We start from the raw sequence: 17319 nt of genomic DNA on the forward strand, positions 1-17319 counted from the left end.
AGATCGAGCTGTTACTTTCTCGTTACTTTTATCCGGCAATCTGGAAATAAGCGTCAATTACACATCAAATTGAAGGACTTCACAAATGAATTTCAATCCTACACCCACCATTGTCCTAACTGCTTTGTTTGCGTTGCTCATTCCTTTTAAGGTAGAAGCGCAAAAAGCATCAAACCAAATTGGAAATTTTCCTAATGCTCGTGTTACGACTATCTCCGGTCAAGTTACTCAGCTTTTAGATGACGAGTTCATTCTCAACGATGGTAAGGGACAAATCATCGTTGAGGCAGAACCTCAGTTAGGACAACCCATTAACCTGTCTGTAGGAGAACAAGTTAGCGTAGTTGGCAACTATGACGACCATGAGTTCAATGCCCATAGTATTACTCGTGCCAATGGTGAAACTATTCAAATTCATGATGATTAATTCTTTTACGCTCTAGCATTGCTCCTAGAGAAGAGAGCGAAAATAAATGTTCGACCCTGGCACTCTTTTGTCGCTAATACTACCAAGGACGGTTGGTGCAGTCACGCAGCTGTCGAACTCACGTTATTTTAGTACTGGACATCCATGTAGTGCCAAACAGAAAGCGATCGCACAAATAGACAAATCCCTCAGTGAATAATTAATCGTCTGAATTCGTCTTGGTTTGTATCATAAAAGAGGTATTAGATGAAACACGATATTCTTATTCTGACAGCCTTTTTTGCAATCACAGGCTTGCGATTTATCGGTTTATCTGTGTTTCCTAATGCTAAAAAATTTAATGCTACTATCACCAGCACTACCCAGCCGATAAAAGTGGAAACCACTTTGACTAAGAAAGCATTAAGTCTGGGTAGGATCTCCCTGAATGGTACTTTGGAAGCGGAAGAAACAGCCACTGTCTCCAGTCCTATTATGGGACAGATTAAAAGTTTGCCAGTGCAAGAAGGCCAAACATTTAAAGCAGGCCAAATTATTGCCATTATTGATGTTCAATATATTCCAGCACAACGTCATCAACTATTGACTGGAGTTTCGCAAGCCCAGATAGGTGTAACGGTTGCGACTGCTTTTCAAACTCAAACCCTAGCCAACAAAACTCAGGCACAAGCTCAACTCAAACAAGCAAAGGCTCGTCAACAGGAAGCCAAAACCAAGTTGCAGGAAGCACAAGCTCAACTAGATGAAGCCCAGTTAAATCAGCAAAGCATGGCTATGCTGCGAAGAGATGGTGCAGTCAGCCAGTCACAGCTAGATACAGCCAATACCCAGGTAACATTACTTAAATCTCGCATTCAACAAACACAAGCTGAGATTGAACAAGCCAAGCAGGAAATTGAACAAGCCAATGCTGGCTTAAAACAGGCTTTTTTCCAAGTCCAGCAAGCACAAGCAAGAGTAGAAAAAGCACGTTTCCAAGTCCAGCAAGTGCAAGCAGGATTAAAGTCAGCGACTACTAACCTAGACCACCGCATCGTTAAAGCACCCTTTGCTGGTGTCGTCACTAAGAAACATACACAAGTCAGTGCAATAGTGGGTTTTGACCAACCTTTATTGACATTGGAAAGTAGCGATCGCCTCAATTTTAACGTTGCAGTGCCAGAGTCAATGATTTCCTTGGTGAAACCAGGAGATGAAGTGGAAGTGCAGTTACATGCTCTCAACCGTTCTGTGCGCGGACGCGTAAGTCAAATTATTCCTTCTGCAAACCTCAACAGCCGTAGTTTTACTGCCAAAATAGCCTTGAAAAATCCCACAAATTTAATGCCGGGAATGTTTGGGCGGATAGAACTACCTCACAAAAAAACACTCAGCCATCATAATTCCCCAGAGTCCCTTATTTAGAAGAGGCCAGTTAGAAGGAGTTTCTTCTTATTTCCTTGTTTGTCTAATTTGTCAATGCCTAAGTTCTAATAGTGTCCACTCTACAGTTATTGCTACTCACAATTACGAATTATTCGCTCAAGGTAGCCATCGGGGACGAAATCCGTCTAAGGGGAGTTGTTCTGGTCTAATTTCAACAGTTGCAGCATCAGCAATGGGCAATAAAGGCATTAACCACAGGCTACTGGTTGCGATCGCATCTCCATCATCAGTTTTCAAAGTGTTTGGTGGTAATGATGCTGGGGGGTTTGTCTGCGGTACTACTTGGTCAAATAATAAGCCCAAACCGTCAGCCGATAAACTCATTTGCACATTCCGTTGAGCAGGAGGCAATACTAACAATGGTTTCTGTTGCCCTGTTTTCAGATCAATAGCCACTACATAAGGCTGTTCTATATATTGTTCTTTGGATACTAGCTGTGTCAGCAAACAGTAGAGGGTGGGTGAGGCAATATCAAATTGGCAGCTGAGAATTGAGCCTGTGGTTTTTAATAGTTGTTTCTGCACACCTTGGTTTGTCACTAAAAACAAATCTCGTGTGTAATCTGTATTAAACTTTACCATCGCTGCTTGAGAGCCATCTTTAGAGAAAGCCTGTACCAAACCGAACTGCGGCAGAAAATCTAAGGGTTTACTAGCATCACCTTGCAGTGGTAATATTGCTGCTCCCTGTCCTTGGGCAACTGCTACGGCTTTACTATCTGGGGTAATCATGAAATCTCCCCCCGGTTGACTTTTCAGACGTTTAGGGGCGGGTTTTTCTGCTGAACCGTCACTGATTGCTGGCATAAACCATAATCCAAAGTCGCCAGGATTATTTTTATTTCCGCGCTGGATGACAATAGTTTGCCCATCAGGTGATAAGTCAAATTTCAGGTTTTGATAATCTTTACTATCTAAAACTAGGTCAACTTTGCCTCCTGGTTCTGCTTCTTGTTCAGATTTACTAGAAACGCCTGTTGTCACTGTGTACAACTGGGCTGAAAGTAAGTCTTCGTTATTACTAGCGCGGGCCGAAAATAAAATTTTCTCCCCATCTGGAAATGACTCGAAGTCCATTGTTATCAAGTCTTTGGGAGTAAGTACCCTTTTTTGCTCTTGGGTTAAGTTGTATAAAACTAATCGCCCCTGTTCTTCTTTATCGGTTCCTATGTAGAGAATGACGCGATCGCGTGTGCGGAAGCTACCTGTAAAAGGCTGGATCACCCGATTATTGCCTTCTTGCTCCGCAAACTTATCTTTGGCTCCCTGTAACTGCACTTTATAATTCGTGCCATAGGGCGCAGGTGTTAGGAGTGTATAAACCATCCGCCGCCCAGCCCAACTAAATTTACCTGCTAGAGGTGGCTCGATTTTCAAATTCTCCTCTACACTTCTTGTTTCCATTGGGCGGCTAAAGGTAAGGGTGAAAGAGTTATCTTCCGCCCCTATCTGTTGATTTTGCCAGGAAAAGTCCCGCACACGGGCGGCTACCACATCACCTTGCAATATGATTAACCCAATCAGCACACTTAGCAGTAGCATTAGTGCGATCGCTATCCGATCCAGTGGTTGGAATGCTTTAGATTTAGTCATTTGTCATTTGTCATTTGTCATTTGTCATTTGTCATTTGTCATCAACAAATAACTAATAACTATAAGGATTTTGGGGTTGAGGAATTTTTTTGAGAGAGGTGGCGGCAATGGTAAGTTGGCGTTTACCTGCCAAATTTTCTGTCACCATTTGTCCTTCTACTTCCAGCCATGTATCAGCAGAATAAGGCTCTTGATTATTTTGTAGTTTGACGGGCAATCCCACAGGGTAAGCATCTGCTGCACAGCAACTTAAGACAAATCGTGCTAAAAACAAATATTCTTTTCCTATATCGGGCGGGTGAATGACAAATCCCTGCACTTTGACTTTTTGTCCTGTATATGTATCTGGCTCAGGATAGACATTGACAGTACGTACCCAGTCTACAAGCGATCGCTCCTCTGGACGAACAGTAACGCGAAAGGCTTGGGGTTTGACACGTGTGCTTCCCAATAAATCAGTCGTCACACCCCTTTGGAGTGCTTTGTCACTAGCAAAAACTTGCGGTGTAACGATAAAACCTAGAATTGCTGTAGTCAACAATAAAGCACTGCCCCAACCAGGGGGAAATAAACTAATATGCTGGGTATTTGGCGTAACATCACGGCGACGCCGTTGCCAAAGTTCCTGCATCTTGAACAAACCAATAATGATGAAACTGATACCAGTCACAATCACTAACCAAAAGTAATTTGGATGAATTAACAGGTTCAGCTTATTAGTTAGCCAATATCTCAGCATCAAAATGCCCCAAGCCGTAATTGCTAGAGCATCCAGCCAAGGGAGTAACAGATTTGGGATTTTAGATTTGGGATTTTTGTTAGCCATTAGTCATTAGTCATTGGTCATTAGTCATTGGTCATTAGTCATTAGTCATTGGTCATTAGTAAAGGACAAATGACAAGGGACAAAGGACAACTGACAAATGACAAATATTTTCTTAAAAGACGTGCAAGTTCAGGAAAAGAGTAAACACAAATGTTAATTGTGCTGCTAAAGCAAATAAGTAAAAGATAGTTTTGGGTTTAAAAATAGATAACATCAAACCAACGCTTTTGATGTCAACCATTGGGCCAAACACCAGAAATGCCAACAATGAACCGCTGCTAAAGGTTGAGGCAAAAGATAGGGCGAAGAAAGAATCGACTGTAGAACAAATTGATACTATTACAGCTAATATCAGCATGACCACAATTGAGGTAATGGGCCCAGCACCCAAACTGAGAATTAATTCACGGGGAGCTAGGACTTGAATAGCAGCAGCGATCGCACTTCCTAAAATCATCACTCCGCCCAATTCCCGCAATTCTTGGATGCTATTATCCACAACTAGGCGCAGTTTAGCTGCTAGCGGTTTATCAGCAGTAGAGACTGAGGTAGGCAGTACTAAATTAGGATCTATCCGTAGAGGTATACCTGCTTTTCCTCCTAAGATATAAGTCCCCGATTGCAACAGATTCGGTACTGTTTCTTCCTGTTGTCCTTGGTAAGGCTTACCACGGCGTTTGGTTTGGGGCTGCGCGGGTGGATTAAACTTCATATAACGAGCGATCGCAGGTTGGACTATGGGATTTAAGTCCTTTTGAAAACTGAAAACAAACCCGATAATTGTGGCAATTGTTAAGGAAAATACGACTCGTAAGACTACTATTTCTGGCTGATCTCGAAATGCTGTCCAAGTAGCCCAAATTACAACTGGGTTAATTGTTGGTGCTGCTAGCAAAAAACCAATTGCGACTGGTGTGGGTACTCCTTGAATCAGGAATCGCCGCGCTACTGGTACATTCCCGCACTCACACACCGGAAACAAAAAGCCGATCATGCTGCCAACTAAAGCACCCAACAGCGGATTTTTGGGCATTTTTTCTACTAGTTTGCGCTCATCAACAAAAAACAGCAGCAAACTGGAGAATAAAACCCCAAGAAGCAAAAAAGGCATCGCCTCGACTAGCAGACTTAAAAATAGCGTAAAACCATTGTTCAGTTGATTCATGTGCGTCGCAGTCAAAAGCGGTTTTTAGTTTTAGGGTTCTGCCTAGTCATTCTATCGAAATGGGGATCAAAAGCAGTTCGGGAAAATTAAACATCATTTAAGTAGCAAGTTATCCTACTTCAAAATAACAGTTAAACGCTACAAACCTTGGCTTCACACGAGTTCACGATTTTTAACCGAGTGCATTTACTGAGATGACTATTTCTAAGATTGTCTAAGTTCAGAAATTGTTCCGATTTAGAGGGCAAGTAGCTGCACAGATGATTTTAAATTACCTATGTTTATACTTACAGTAATTTGCTGGATAAGATATTAGTTTGGCTGTATTTTCATCAAGTATTCACAGTTCTTCAATATTTGAGGTAAGCGTAGTCCGCACTTTGACATGGTTCAACTCCGGCTCCATCGAGCGACTTGTATTGAGCGTAGTCGAAGTAAGCCGAGATGCTCACCAGTCGCTCAGTGACCATTGTAGACATCGCTGGTGGTTGCTACCATCATTGATTTTGACTAGTTATAGCAAAATTTGATCTAGGCTTTGGTTGATTTTTTACTACAAAAACTCTAAAAAGGCAAGACCAAAGTTTAGCAGATACGGGAAATGATTAGGGAAATCTTTCGGCGTTAGCGATAGCCTGACTTTCTAAATGACGTGAAAAGTTCAGCTATGGCGAGTCATATCATGTTCGCATAATTAGTTATGATTTCCACAGTCATTGCACCCCACCCCTTAATCCCCTCCCCGCAAGCGGGGAGGGGAGACGAAGCGTAGCTTTGGCGGGGTGGGGTTCTTCGGGTTTAATTAAGTAATGAAGCGAACATGATATCACTCAGGTTTGAAAGGAGCGTCAAAATGATATCCCCGACTTCTTAAAAGAAATCGAGGATACAGTCTACTCTTTCACGATTATTTTGTTTGATCGTTGTTACTTTCGTTTTGTTGGAATGCCCCAAATCTTGATTTGTCGATCGAATCCACCACTGGCAAGAATTTTACCATTTGGACTAAAAGCGATCGCACTTACCCAGTCTGTATGTCCACTCAGTGTATTTATTAACTCGCCTGTAGTTAAATCCCACAATTTAATTCCATCTCTACCGGCACTAGCAAGGGTTTGTCCATCGGGATTAAGGGCGATCGCATTTACCCAGTTATTATGTCCTGTAAGGGTGCGGACTAATTCTCCAGTATTAATATTCCACTGTTTTATGGTGCGATCGTGGCTAGCACTAATTAATGTTTGTCCATCTGGTGTAAAGATGACATCGCTAACAGCACTAGAATGAGCTGCCAATTCACTGATGAATTTACCAGTACTCAAATTCCACAGCTTGATTACGCCCTTATTATCACCACTAGCCAAGGTCTGTCCATCAGGACTAATAGCGAGAGTATAAATCAAATTATCAAAGCGCACTATAGTCCCTAGAGGACGCTGCTGTAACAAATCCCAGAGACGAATCCCATCCAAAGCTCCACTGACGAGAACTTTACTATCAGGAGACACCGCTAAAGATAATACGTTACTGGTATGTCCGACAAAAGAGCGGGTAAATTTTAAATTTTTCAGACTCCAGAGGTTAATCGTATCGTCATCGCTACAGCTAACCAGAGTTTGCCCATCTGGTGAAATCACTAAAGATTCTACGGCTGCTTTGTGTGCTTTGTTGATAGTCGCTAATTTTTTGCCCTTTGCTAAATTCCACAAGCGAATGACACCCTCGTTTTCTGCACCTCCACTCACAAGCATTCTGCTATCTGGACTGAAAGCGAGGGATTTAACAGTTCCGTTATGTCCTTTGAGTGTGTAAATTAGTTGAGCATTAGCAAAGTTGGTGTTAGCTGGGGGGGAGTTTGGCGTTACTTCAATGGCAGCATGAGCTTGATGAATATAAAACCCTTCCCAGGTACTTACTGGAAGGGCAACAGCTGCCATAAATGCCAGGATAATATACGGCCGTAGAAAATTACCGCCACCTCTTCCCTCACTACTCACTCTTTTTCCTCACTTTTATAGATACAGTTAAACCCAATAAATTTTGCAGAGTTATTTTAAGTCATAACTCTGCACATCCTAAAGAGGTGGTTTTTTCTTAGAAACGCTTAACATTGGTAAAGGCGCACTAGAAGAACGAGAGGGCAAATAATGTTGCACTACAGGCTCCTCTGGTAAAGGACGACGCTGCTGAAAACGCCACAACTTAAAGCCTAGCGCTATCCCTGCCGTTCCCAAACCAAAAGCAAACAACGACCAGCTATCATTCAATCCGCCAATCAGGGCATCCATAACACCCATCGTTATCAATACACTGATTAGTGGCTCTTTTCGGTAGGTTGACTTCAAAAAACGAGGTAATACAGCATTCATCACAGCTTGGTTGGTTCCAGTTCACCTTTTGTGTATATTTACCAAGAATACCTCACCCATAATTTGTCTTTCTCATTCAAGACAGACACTAAGTTATGATTTATTTAGTAGGGGGAGGAAATCTACTCATTAATCGCCTTGCACATATTAGTTGCAAGTCTATGATATTTCAATCGCTAATAGGTATTTCGATTCCTCTCTTGCTTACATTCTAGGGCAGTTATTTATGAATAAGTATAATTAATCTATCTAGGGCGAAGTACTCCGCTATTAATTATTGAAGTCAAAACCAACTGGTTGTTCCAGCTGGTTGAAACTCTTTTAATTACTAGCTTACAACTTCCAGATTGTGCTTGTTGATGGCACTACTTCAGACCCAGCCATGATAGTACCCCTTGATTGGTGACATATTCAATCACCAGCATCAAACCAAAGCCAATCATTGCAGCTCGACCATTCAAGCGTTCGGCATATTCGTTAAAGCCAAATTTAGGCTCTTCTAGTTTAGGTGTAATTGTTGGTTGTGTTTGTGTCATCTTTTAAGAAACCTTATTTTTGGCAAACGGGACTTGATATGAGACTTCTGGTAGAAGTCCTGAAAAGTGAGGATAAGCGGTAAAAGTTTAAGGAATAAACTCGTTCTTTTACCTTACACTTCGTAGCTTATGAGCTTGATTGCAGTGCTGGAAGGCCAAGATGACTTGATAAATTCAGCAAGAGCTTCCTAGTAGGGAGCTATACAATCGCTCTTTTAATAAATTGTTACTATTCTTTATATATTGTATAAATACTGGGGCAATAGTCAAGGGTAAGAGTTTGGGCTACTCAGATTGAATTAAGAAAGTTAGAACAGAGATTAGGTATCTCTAATCCAGCTATCTCTAATACGGAACTAGTAAGACGGAAGTAGCAAGCTTGAGATTGGAAGGCTACAGTTAAACAAAAAAATTATCAGAGGCGATATATGGAAATCGGTGTTCCCAAGGAAAATAAGGATCAAGAATTTCGGGTAGGGTTAAGTCCTTCTAGTGTGCGGGTGCTGCGAGAAAATGGTCATAGCATCTTCGTCGAGACACAAGCAGGTAATGGTGCTGGATTCTCCGATGACGACTACAAAACTGCTGGAGCCGAGATTGTCCCCACATCAGAAAAGGCTTGGAATCGGGAATTGGTTATTAAAGTTAAAGAGCCACTGACATCTGAGTATAAATTTTTGCAAAAAGAGCAGATATTATTTACTTATTTACACTTAGCAGCCGATCGCAAATTGACAGAGAATTTAATTGATTGTGGCACAACTGCGATCGCTTACGAAACTGTAGAACAACCTGGTGCTAACAGATTACCCTTGCTCACCCCCATGAGCGTAATTGCCGGTCGGCTAGCAGTACAATTTGGGGCCAGATTCCTAGAACGTCAGCAAGGTGGTAGAGGTGTACTTTTGGGTGGTGTCCCTGGAGTCAAAGCGGGCAAAGTAGTAATTTTAGGTGGCGGCGTTGTCGGTACAGAAGCAGCTAAAATTGCTGTGGGCATGGGTGCGATCGTGCAAATTTTAGATGTGAGTGTCGAGCGTTTATCTTACTTAGAAACACTCTTTGGCTCTAGAGTCGAATTGCTTTACAGCAACTCTGCTCATATTGAAGCCGCAGTCATTGAAGCCGATTTGCTCATCGGTGCGGTTTTAGTGTTAGGACGTAGAGCGCCAATATTAGTATCCCGCGAATTGGTCAAACAAATGCGTCCTGGTTCAGTAATAGTTGATGTAGCCGTTGACCAAGGCGGTTGCATAGAAACCTTGCACCCTACATCCCATACAAATCCGGTATACCTTGAAGAAGGTGTGGTGCATTATGGCGTTCCTAATATGCCAGGAGCAGTACCTTGGACAGCAACTCAGGCACTTAATAATAGTACATTACCTTATGTTGTCCAGTTGGCGAATTTGGGAATTTTGGCACTGGAGGTTAACCCAGCATTAGCTAAGGGTGTGAATGTGCAGAATCATCGCTTAGTGCATCCTGCGGTGCAAGAGGTATTCCCTGATTTGGTCAATTAAGGTATGCAAGGATTAGGCGATCGCTTATTTTAATCATGGTAGCGATCGCCAATCAGATTAATTTTCTTCCCAAATGCGCGGATGGGTAGGTGTACAAAATGAGAAGGAGCGAAAAAGGCTGTACGCTCCTTCTATACAAGACTTTGAGGGCAATGGTACTTTCAAAGCATCCGCGCACCTTATGGTGACTGGTTTTCAGCGATTTGCATCTTGTGATATGACGATTCTCTGTGTTATGATTCACTCATTTGCGCAACTGAACCTTGAAAAGCAAATACAGTAACGCTTTCAGAAGCCAGCGATTGCAATTAACTAAAATCCCTATTAGGGATTGAAACCTTCAAGCCATCGAAAATACTCAAGCCACAGTTAATTGCAATTAACTAAAATCCCTATTAGGGATTGAAACATCTATGTTAACATCACACAATTCAAGCATATCTATTGCAATTAACTAAAATCCCTATTAGGGATTGAAACTAAAGGTGATGGTGCTAACATCAGTCTCAAATATTGCAATTAACTAAAATCCCTATTAGGGATTGAAACAGCAAGGTAGGAATTCCAATTAAAATTTTGAGGAATTGCAATTAACTAAAATCCCTATTAGGGATTGAAACTGCAAAGGTGAAAATTCTGGACGAGTAGCAGTATTGCAATTAACTAAAATCCCTATTAGGGATTGAAACCTGTGCCTCCAGATGTGCTTCAAGCGATTGAGAAATTGCAATTAACTAAAATCCCTATTAGGGATTGAAACAGGGGTAATAATATGCCTTTTATTCGTCGCTGGAATTGCAATTAACTAAAATCCCTATTAGGGATTGAAACTGCAAGATATATCGCATAATACAAAGAAAATTGAATTGCAATTAACTAAAATCCCTATTAGGGATTGAAACAAATACCTAAATTGTTTGTCAACTTGCTCATCAAAATTGCAATTAACTAAAATCCCTATTAGGGATTGAAACAGTCATCCGATAGATTATCTTCATGCGTTCGCCTTGAATTGCAATTAACTAAAATCCCTATTAGGGATTGAAACTCTACTGAAGCTATTTTTGTAGGCGTTAAAGTAGGTCTATTGCAATTAACTAAAATCCCTATTAGGGATTGAAACCAATTGCGATTACTGCTGTTGGTGCTGCTCTTGTATTGCAATTAACTAAAATCCCTATTAGGGATTGAAACACTTGCACGATTGGGCTTTCTGACTACATTTATTATTGCAATTAACTAAAATCCCTATTAGGGATTGAAACTTGGAGTAATTATTGTACTGATTTTGAAGTAAGATTGCAATTAACTAAAATCCCTATTAGGGATTGAAACTGAAGCTTTAGAAATCCTGGGTTATTCAGAAGAATTGCAATTAACTAAAATCCCTATTAGGGATTGAAACGAAGATCCAAGAACTTCAAGCATTAAAAGAGGAATTAAAGATTGCAATTAACTAAAATCCCTATTAGGGATTGAAACTGAAATTTTTCTCGTTAAAGGGGATTTCCCAACCCATTGCAATTAACTAAAATCCCTATTAGGGATTGAAACGAAGAAGGAATCCCAACGGATGAACAAAATGTTATTGCAATTAACTAAAATCCCTATTAGGGATTGAAACAGGCTGACAACATAGCGGAACGCCTGATAATAGATATTGCAATTAACTAAAATCCCTATTAACCCAAGTTGGAGGTTATTAGTTAGATGGATCGCCTTTTCAACCCAACAATTCGTCTATGGCTACACTAAAACCGAGTAATACTTTTTGAGTGCTAACTACATCACCAGCTTTAAATCGGCAAACTTGATTATTAGTCATGACAAAAACTAACCGACTTTCAGGAAATACTAGCCAAACTTCCTCACAACCGGACTGTAAATACTCCTGCGCTTTGAGAAATAATTCTTCAGCTAAATCGGTGGGTGAAACTATCTCAGCAATCAACGGGAAACTCTGTGGCAAAGTGGGAACATCACCAAATTCAGTTACCAACTCAGGCGTTAGATAAGCTACATCAGGACGACGGCCCTGTTTATATGTACGACAAGGTACTTCAGTGTAAACTTTCCCACCTTGTTGATTGGAATTGATGTAACTTCTCCAGTAAAAGTAGATGTTACCTTGAATTTCACTATGTTTTAATGTCATCCCTATTTTTTCTACCAGTTGCTCGTCTACCCACTCCATCCCCTCTGGAGGATTTGCCATGAAGTCTTCTAATGAGAGGATTTCGGGGACGATTACAACATCATTGTGTTTGGAAACTAACATTGTGAGCCTCCATTTTGGCTAGTTAAACATTCAAAATTAACGAGAGTTACATAAGGAGATTTCAAACCCTAACTGAAATAGTGGTATTGAAGCGATCGCATCACTTTTTGCAACCAGGAATATCACCCCAAGCTAGGTTAAAATCGACTTATTAAAGCATTACCAAACTATCTTGTGCTTCTTCTTCTAGTTCATAGCCATTAGCCAATTTTTCGATTGCTTGGTCAATCATTGTCAAACCCTGATCTACTCTTTCAACTAAACTTAGCTGTCCTCGGAGTTCGGCAGCACCAACGAAACCCTTTGCATACCAAGTCATGTGCTTACGCGCTTGACGCACACCGCGATCGCCTTTATATTCCCATAAAGCTTGTAAATGATCTCTTGCACATTCCAAACGCCCAATTGGGGTTGGTGATGGTAATATCTCTCCTGTTTTCAGAAAATGATCGATTTCTCCCACCAAAAACGGATAACCTAAAGTTCCACGGGAACACATCACACCATCAGCGCCAGTTTGCTCTAAACATCTCACAGCCGCTTCAACAGAAAAAATATCTCCATTCCCAATCACTGGGATAGAAAGCACTTCTTTTACACGCGCAATCCATTCCCAACGGGCATTGCCATTGTACCCTTGGGCGCGAGTGCGTCCATGTACCGTAATCATTTTCGCCCCGGCATCTTCCATCCGTTTGGCAAAGTCGAGAATCGTAATTTCGTTGTCATTCCAGCCAATACGAGTTTTTACGGTGACAGGTACATCAACAGCTTTCACCACTTCCCGCACAATTGCTTCTGCTACTTCTGGTTGCCGCAACAACGAAGAACCACCACCATTTTTAGTGATTTTATTTACCGGACAACCCATATTAATATCAACAGTATCAGCACCTTCGGTAACTGCCTTGATTGCTGCTTCTGCTAAGAAATCGGGACGGCAATCAAATAGTTGAATGCTAATTGGGCGTTCGTTGGGATCTACCTCCATGATTTTGGGTAACTGCTTGACATAATGCAACCCCGTAGCATTCACCATTTCGGTATACATCATTGAATCTGGTGCATAGCGACGCACGAGACGGCGAAACACCATATCTGTCACTCCAGATAGAGGCGACTGGAGAACCCGACTTTTTACCTCAAAGGAGCCAATTTTGAGGGGTTGGGAGAGTCTCGCTTGAAGAATAGGGGAGAGCGAAATCATAGAAAAAATTAAAAATTAATGGGAATGGGAAATAGTAAGAATATGTAGATAAATCCATGAAAAAAGATACAGCTAATTTTAAGTTAGTGAGTTACACAAGCTAAGTCTCAAAACCAAGTATAAAGACTGTTTGACTTCTGTTAGTGTAGCGGTGCGTAGCCCATTCTGACTTCTGAATTCTGAATTCTGCTGTGATTGTAGGTTACATATCCTGACTTGGAGGCTGTTTTTGCATTTCTTGCTGAATCTCTTCTAGACTCAAATCTAGCTCTTTCGCTATTTCTTCAAAACTCAGTCCCAATCTCAACAACAAAGGGATCATTCTAAACTTTTCTTCACGCGCCCCTTCTTGTTTGCCTTCTTGCTTGCCTTCTTGATAAACTCGTGTTTGTTTCAAATCACTTAACCCAAACATACCTTCAATCTCCTCTCGACTCATCGTTGGAAACTTATAAACCAAAATTGTCTCTATCAATTCTAGTAACTGCCGCCGTTGTGGTTCAATGTTAATTTCTTGCTGGGTTCTACCTATTAACTGCCTAGCGGCTGTAATTGCTGTATCCTCTTCATCGACCACTAATTTCATCGTAGCAATTCCAACTAGCAATGATGCAGTTTCACCTAATTCATTAAGGTAAATACGACTAATGCGCTGGCTAGTGAAAAATTCACTGTAATTCTTGATATTTGCTGTATCTAAACTCCGATTGGGCTCAGAGGGTGACAACCTACTTATAAAGGTTGTTGCATAAGGAATAGGGCATAGAAACCACGCTGAAAATAGATCCGTTTATGGGGTTTGAGTGCAATCAGACTCAAGACCGAATCTGCCCATAATTCCATGCCGTAACGCCATCGTTGTCCATAGAGTCCAAAGCTAAAGTTACTCTGGCGTGGGGTTCGGTCTTTGTGTGATTGGATACGTCCTGCATAAATATCTATCCCTAATTTTTTCATCTGCTGTCCCTGCATTGTCGCCAAACTATAGGCCAGGGCAATCAACAAGACTAAGGCTAAAAAACGGGTGTCATTGACCTTGGTATCTTCTAAGTTATAGCCACCGATTTTACAATCCTTGAACATTTGTTCAATGCCCCAACGACAACGATAGACTGCCAATGCTTGTTGTAATGTCGGGAGGTTAGTTAAGATATACCAAGGTTGTTTTGCACCCTGATTATTATATTTTCGTCTCCAATAGACCGCTAAATTAAATAGTCCGATTCCATCCCCTTTATTGCACCTCACTCCCTGATAAAATTGAGACATTCCTGGTTTAAATCCCAGATTTTTCAGGACTTGATACTCCTGATTCAATGCTGTTTGGAAATGCAGGTCTTTTTTCTGCCTCAGAGCAAAAAATACACCCCTGTCATCCAGCCATTGAGCCAGTTTAGGGCTGTGAAATTCTCGGTCTCCTAATACTAAAACCGGATAATTCTTAAATAGAGTCAGCACTGTTTTTAGCAGCCGTTTTTGAGTATTAAAATTACTGTTTCCTACCTGTTTTAAGATTTCTCAATACAAAGGAAGAGCATGAGTTCCCCAAACTAAGCTCACCATAAATACATTCCGTCCTTTCCACTGAGTCCTGTCAATTGCGAGCATCCAATATCCATATTTATGGTGTTTGAGTCTCTGGAGACGACGACGTTGATCTCGATTTAAGTTCCGTCCCGTTTGTACTTGTCTAATCCAATATTTGATCAAGGGAAACCACAAAAGTTTAACATTGAGTCGAGGCAAGTTTAAAAAGCGTTGCAGGTTTCGCTTACGACTACCATATTGAATTGGTTGGGGAAAGACACTAGCTAAAACAGAGAGTTTGACCTGTCGATGAACTTGTAGCAATAACAACAGAAGCTTTATGGTTATATACTGGCTTTCATTCAGATGGGTACGCAGGGTTTTTTGGTAAGATTCAGGAAACATATTTTTCCAGGGGAGCCACAAAAATGCTCCCTATTTTTTGTCTTCACCATCTTCTCAAAGTTTTGTCCTGCATAGCTTAGAGTTGTCTTGTCATCCTCTAAGCCGATTGGGATAGATAACTACTCCTCGCCAAGAATTTTTAGGCTTATTTTGGCGTAAGTATGAAGAAATTTATGAAAATAAGCGGGAATAAATTTCTGTGTCGGCTTGAAACTGGACTTCAACAAAGTAAATCGGATTTTCTTCCCCTTGTTTGGGGAGAAAAACACCATCTATACGGAATGCAGTTTGCTTGATTTCAATTGAGGAGAATTGATAAGTCTCTGCTGTTTGGGGTGGATTGCCAATTAATTCAAAAAAGATGCTAGGAAGTTCTTGAAAAAGGCGATAAAAAATGCTGTCAGTTTTCACGCTTGATATATTGCGGTGATTTAAACCGTTAGATTTTACCGTTAAATAGCTAGTCACAGATTTTGTTTAATTAGACTTAAAGAAAATGGAGAGCGATTTCAGTTATGTATGTTATGTCAATTTGTAGCTAGTGTACTACGCCACTCTTTCAATACAAAACTAGACCACAGCAAAAAACCTATCAGTAACAGTCCCATAACTCCATCCAGCCAAATTAGACTATGCATTTTCAAAGACATAGGAGCAACCATCGGGAAGAGATAATGGACTGGACTGGAGATACTAGTAATTGAGTATAAGGCTAATAAAAAGTACGCCGACCAAAACATGCCTTTGGTGTAAAACCAATATCCCAACAGTCCGATTGGAGTCATTACAATCACAGTACTAATTACTCCAACAGGAGTGAACCACGCGGGGTCAGGATATCTACCCAAAAATAATGCATTATCTATGTAGTGTAGCCAAGTAGAAATCAGGTTAAATGTGATGACAACTAGCAGAATCGTCTGGCGAAACCTAGATGTATTGATCATGATGTAAATATGCAATTAAAATGCGTAGTAGCTTATTCAGCCGACTGCGAGAAGCAATCGGCTTAACAAACAAATTCATGATAATTTAGTTGCAATTTAGCCGTGAGTTGCACCTTGAGGAGGACGCGAAACAACTTTTTTGGCTAAACCTAAAGTCTGCAAAACTAGGATGCTCCACCAAGTAACATCAATCTCCCACCAAGAAAATCCGGATTTTGCCATGTGAGGATAAGTATGATGGTTGTTGTGCCATCCTTCTCCATAAGTGACGATGGATACCCACCAAAGATTACGAGCGCCATCATCAGCATCAAAGGTGCGATAACCCCACAGGTGTGATGCTGAGTTCACAAACCAGGTTGAGTGCCAAAGCAAGACACATCTGAGAAACACTCCGTAGAATACAAAAGACCATCCTCCTAATGCATATAGGAGCAGTGCGAAGGGTATTTGCAACAGTAAGAAGTAACGATCTAGCCAACAATAAAAGGGTTGTCTTGCTAGGTCAGGAGCATATTTTTTATAGGTGTCATAGTCAAAAAATTCTGGACGTGGGTAGAAAATCCACAATATATGGCTCCACCAAAATCCTTTTTGGGCAGAGTAGGGGTCTAGGTCAATATCTTCCGTGTGAGCGTGATGCTGGCGGTGTCCACCTACCCAAAAAATCGGGCCGCCTTGTAAAGCCAGCGCTCCAATGAGGGCGATCGCATACTCTAACCACTTGGGAACTTGGAAACTCTTATGGCTCAGTAGTCGGTGATATCCCAAGCAAATACCAATGCTCCCGAATAACCAGTGCAAAAACACTAGCAAACCTAGTGCTGGCCAGGAGAAAAACCAAGGAGCCAGAAGTGCTAAGGCATGAAATACACCAAAAAATACCACATTTATCCACCTGAGTTGAGGTGAGTTGCCTCTCTCAGGAGCGATCGCCCCAAAATTTGCGGTCATAAAAATTCCTGTTGATGGATGATGAAGTGATTTACTTTTTATTGGGCATAATTCCACTGAGGATTTATCCACCCTCTTACTAGTTAGTTACAGTAGAGTAAAGCAAGTATCACTTACATTTGTTATGCTAGCAGAACTCT

Annotated in this window: 15 protein-coding genes, 3 pseudogenes and 1 CRISPR repeat array; of the genes and pseudogenes, 4 read left to right on the plus strand and 14 right to left on the minus strand. The window is 41.1% G+C overall.

What is annotated here, in order from left to right; all coding sequences use genetic code 11:
- Positions 1-85 precede the first annotated feature (85 nt).
- From RMY27_RS01270 to RMY27_RS01280, 3 genes are read left to right on the plus strand one after another with little or no spacing between them, the layout of a single operon-like run.
- Complete coding sequence (locus tag RMY27_RS01270; RefSeq protein WP_322659738.1) at positions 86-427, plus strand: DNA-binding protein; 342 nt, start codon at positions 86-88, stop codon at positions 425-427.
- A 46-nt stretch (positions 428-473) separates the two neighbouring features.
- Positions 474-626 (plus strand): hypothetical protein, encoded by a 153-nt coding sequence (locus RMY27_RS01275; protein ID WP_322659740.1) that lies wholly within the window; start codon positions 474-476, stop codon positions 624-626.
- Positions 627-673: 47 nt separating this feature from the next.
- Complete coding sequence (locus tag RMY27_RS01280; protein ID WP_322659742.1) at positions 674-1831, plus strand: efflux RND transporter periplasmic adaptor subunit; 1158 nt, start codon at positions 674-676, stop codon at positions 1829-1831.
- Between the two features lie 117 nt (positions 1832-1948).
- Here RMY27_RS01280 and RMY27_RS01285 read toward each other — a convergent pair whose 3' ends face one another.
- From RMY27_RS01285 to RMY27_RS01315, 7 genes are all read right to left on the minus strand, one after another.
- Positions 1949-3445 (minus strand): Ig-like domain-containing protein, encoded by a 1497-nt coding sequence (locus RMY27_RS01285; protein ID WP_322659744.1) that lies wholly within the window; start codon positions 3443-3445, stop codon positions 1949-1951.
- A 52-nt stretch (positions 3446-3497) separates the two neighbouring features.
- Complete coding sequence (locus RMY27_RS01290) at positions 3498-4271, minus strand: TIGR03943 family putative permease subunit (RefSeq protein ID WP_322659746.1); 774 nt, start codon at positions 4269-4271, stop codon at positions 3498-3500.
- A 112-nt stretch (positions 4272-4383) separates the two neighbouring features.
- Positions 4384-5436, minus strand: a complete 1053-nt coding sequence (locus RMY27_RS01295) for a permease (protein WP_322659748.1) — start codon at positions 5434-5436, stop codon at positions 4384-4386.
- Positions 5437-5786: 350 nt separating this feature from the next.
- Positions 5787-5915, minus strand: coding sequence for a hypothetical protein (locus RMY27_RS01300; RefSeq protein ID WP_322659749.1), 129 nt, complete (start codon positions 5913-5915; stop codon positions 5787-5789).
- Between the two features lie 447 nt (positions 5916-6362).
- Positions 6363-7433, minus strand: coding sequence for a WD40 repeat domain-containing protein (locus tag RMY27_RS01305; RefSeq protein WP_322659751.1), 1071 nt, complete (start codon positions 7431-7433; stop codon positions 6363-6365).
- Between the two features lie 78 nt (positions 7434-7511).
- Positions 7512-7805 carry a hypothetical protein gene (locus RMY27_RS01310; RefSeq protein ID WP_322659799.1) on the minus strand — a complete coding sequence of 98 codons (294 nt, stop codon included), beginning with the start codon at positions 7803-7805 and terminating at the stop codon, positions 7512-7514.
- A 365-nt stretch (positions 7806-8170) separates the two neighbouring features.
- Positions 8171-8341: a hypothetical protein gene (locus RMY27_RS01315; protein WP_099099534.1), complete on the minus strand. Its 171-nt coding sequence runs from the start codon at positions 8339-8341 to the stop codon at positions 8171-8173.
- A gap of 428 nt (positions 8342-8769) precedes the next feature.
- On the opposite strand from RMY27_RS01315, the gene ald reads away from it, so the two are divergent.
- Positions 8770-9861, plus strand: coding sequence for an alanine dehydrogenase (gene ald, locus RMY27_RS01320; protein ID WP_322659753.1), 1092 nt, complete (start codon positions 8770-8772; stop codon positions 9859-9861).
- Positions 9862-10162: 301 nt separating this feature from the next.
- A CRISPR array of direct repeats spans positions 10163-11485; the repeat unit is 37 nt; unit sequence ATTGCAATTAACTAAAATCCCTATTAGGGATTGAAAC.
- A gap of 99 nt (positions 11486-11584) precedes the next feature.
- Here the strand turns inward: ald and RMY27_RS01325 are convergent.
- The 7 genes and pseudogenes from RMY27_RS01325 to RMY27_RS01355 all read right to left on the minus strand — a co-directional run bounded on the left by RMY27_RS01325 (position 11585) and on the right by RMY27_RS01355 (position 17179).
- The gene (locus tag RMY27_RS01325) at positions 11585-12139 is read right to left on the minus strand and encodes a Uma2 family endonuclease (protein ID WP_322659755.1); all 555 of its coding nucleotides are present in this window, start codon (positions 12137-12139) and stop codon (positions 11585-11587) included.
- A gap of 151 nt (positions 12140-12290) precedes the next feature.
- On the minus strand, positions 12291-13346 hold the full coding sequence (gene dusB / locus RMY27_RS01330; RefSeq protein WP_322659756.1) for a tRNA dihydrouridine synthase DusB: 1056 nt from the start codon (positions 13344-13346) through the stop codon (positions 12291-12293).
- Positions 13347-13548: 202 nt separating this feature from the next.
- Positions 13549-14058 (minus strand): annotated as a pseudogene (locus tag RMY27_RS01335) (Rpn family recombination-promoting nuclease/putative transposase); the annotation flags it as partial.
- Between the two features lie 20 nt (positions 14059-14078).
- Positions 14079-15278: pseudogene (locus tag RMY27_RS01340) on the minus strand (IS4 family transposase).
- Between the two features lie 102 nt (positions 15279-15380).
- Positions 15381-15689 (minus strand): annotated as a pseudogene (locus RMY27_RS01345) (Rpn family recombination-promoting nuclease/putative transposase); the annotation flags it as partial.
- Positions 15690-15805: 116 nt separating this feature from the next.
- A complete protein-coding gene (locus RMY27_RS01350; RefSeq protein ID WP_322659758.1) occupies positions 15806-16225 on the minus strand; it encodes a hypothetical protein in 420 nt (139 codons plus the stop codon).
- 96 nt (positions 16226-16321) lie between these two features.
- On the minus strand, positions 16322-17179 hold the full coding sequence (locus RMY27_RS01355; RefSeq protein ID WP_322659760.1) for an acyl-CoA desaturase: 858 nt from the start codon (positions 17177-17179) through the stop codon (positions 16322-16324).
- Positions 17180-17319: the final 140 nt, after the last annotated feature.

Source organism: Nostoc sp. DedQUE09 (assembly GCF_034530915.1).
Lineage (GTDB): Bacteria > Cyanobacteriota > Cyanobacteriia > Cyanobacteriales > Nostocaceae > Nostoc.

Bases quoted from the DNA above. Each gene is read 5' to 3' on its own strand.
- RMY27_RS01270 (WP_322659738.1), top strand. From the start codon at position 86: ATGAATTTCAATCCTACACCCACCATTGTCCTAACTGCTTTGTTTGCG.
- RMY27_RS01275 (WP_322659740.1), top strand. From the start codon at position 474: ATGTTCGACCCTGGCACTCTTTTGTCGCTAATACTACCAAGGACGGTT.
- RMY27_RS01280 (WP_322659742.1), top strand. From the start codon at position 674: ATGAAACACGATATTCTTATTCTGACAGCCTTTTTTGCAATCACAGGC.
- RMY27_RS01285 (WP_322659744.1), bottom strand. From the start codon at position 3,445: ATGACTAAATCTAAAGCATTCCAACCACTGGATCGGATAGCGATCGCA.
- RMY27_RS01290 (WP_322659746.1), bottom strand. From the start codon at position 4,271: ATGGCTAACAAAAATCCCAAATCTAAAATCCCAAATCTGTTACTCCCT.
- RMY27_RS01295 (WP_322659748.1), bottom strand. From the start codon at position 5,436: ATGAATCAACTGAACAATGGTTTTACGCTATTTTTAAGTCTGCTAGTC.
- RMY27_RS01300 (WP_322659749.1), bottom strand. From the start codon at position 5,915: ATGTCTACAATGGTCACTGAGCGACTGGTGAGCATCTCGGCTTACTTC.
- RMY27_RS01310 (WP_322659799.1), bottom strand. From the start codon at position 7,805: ATGAATGCTGTATTACCTCGTTTTTTGAAGTCAACCTACCGAAAAGAG.
- RMY27_RS01315 (WP_099099534.1), bottom strand. From the start codon at position 8,341: ATGACACAAACACAACCAACAATTACACCTAAACTAGAAGAGCCTAAA.
- ald (WP_322659753.1), top strand. From the start codon at position 8,770: ATGGAAATCGGTGTTCCCAAGGAAAATAAGGATCAAGAATTTCGGGTA.
- RMY27_RS01325 (WP_322659755.1), bottom strand. From the start codon at position 12,139: ATGTTAGTTTCCAAACACAATGATGTTGTAATCGTCCCCGAAATCCTC.
- dusB (WP_322659756.1), bottom strand. From the start codon at position 13,346: ATGATTTCGCTCTCCCCTATTCTTCAAGCGAGACTCTCCCAACCCCTC.
- RMY27_RS01350 (WP_322659758.1), bottom strand. From the start codon at position 16,225: ATGATCAATACATCTAGGTTTCGCCAGACGATTCTGCTAGTTGTCATC.
- RMY27_RS01355 (WP_322659760.1), bottom strand. From the start codon at position 17,179: ATGACCGCAAATTTTGGGGCGATCGCTCCTGAGAGAGGCAACTCACCT.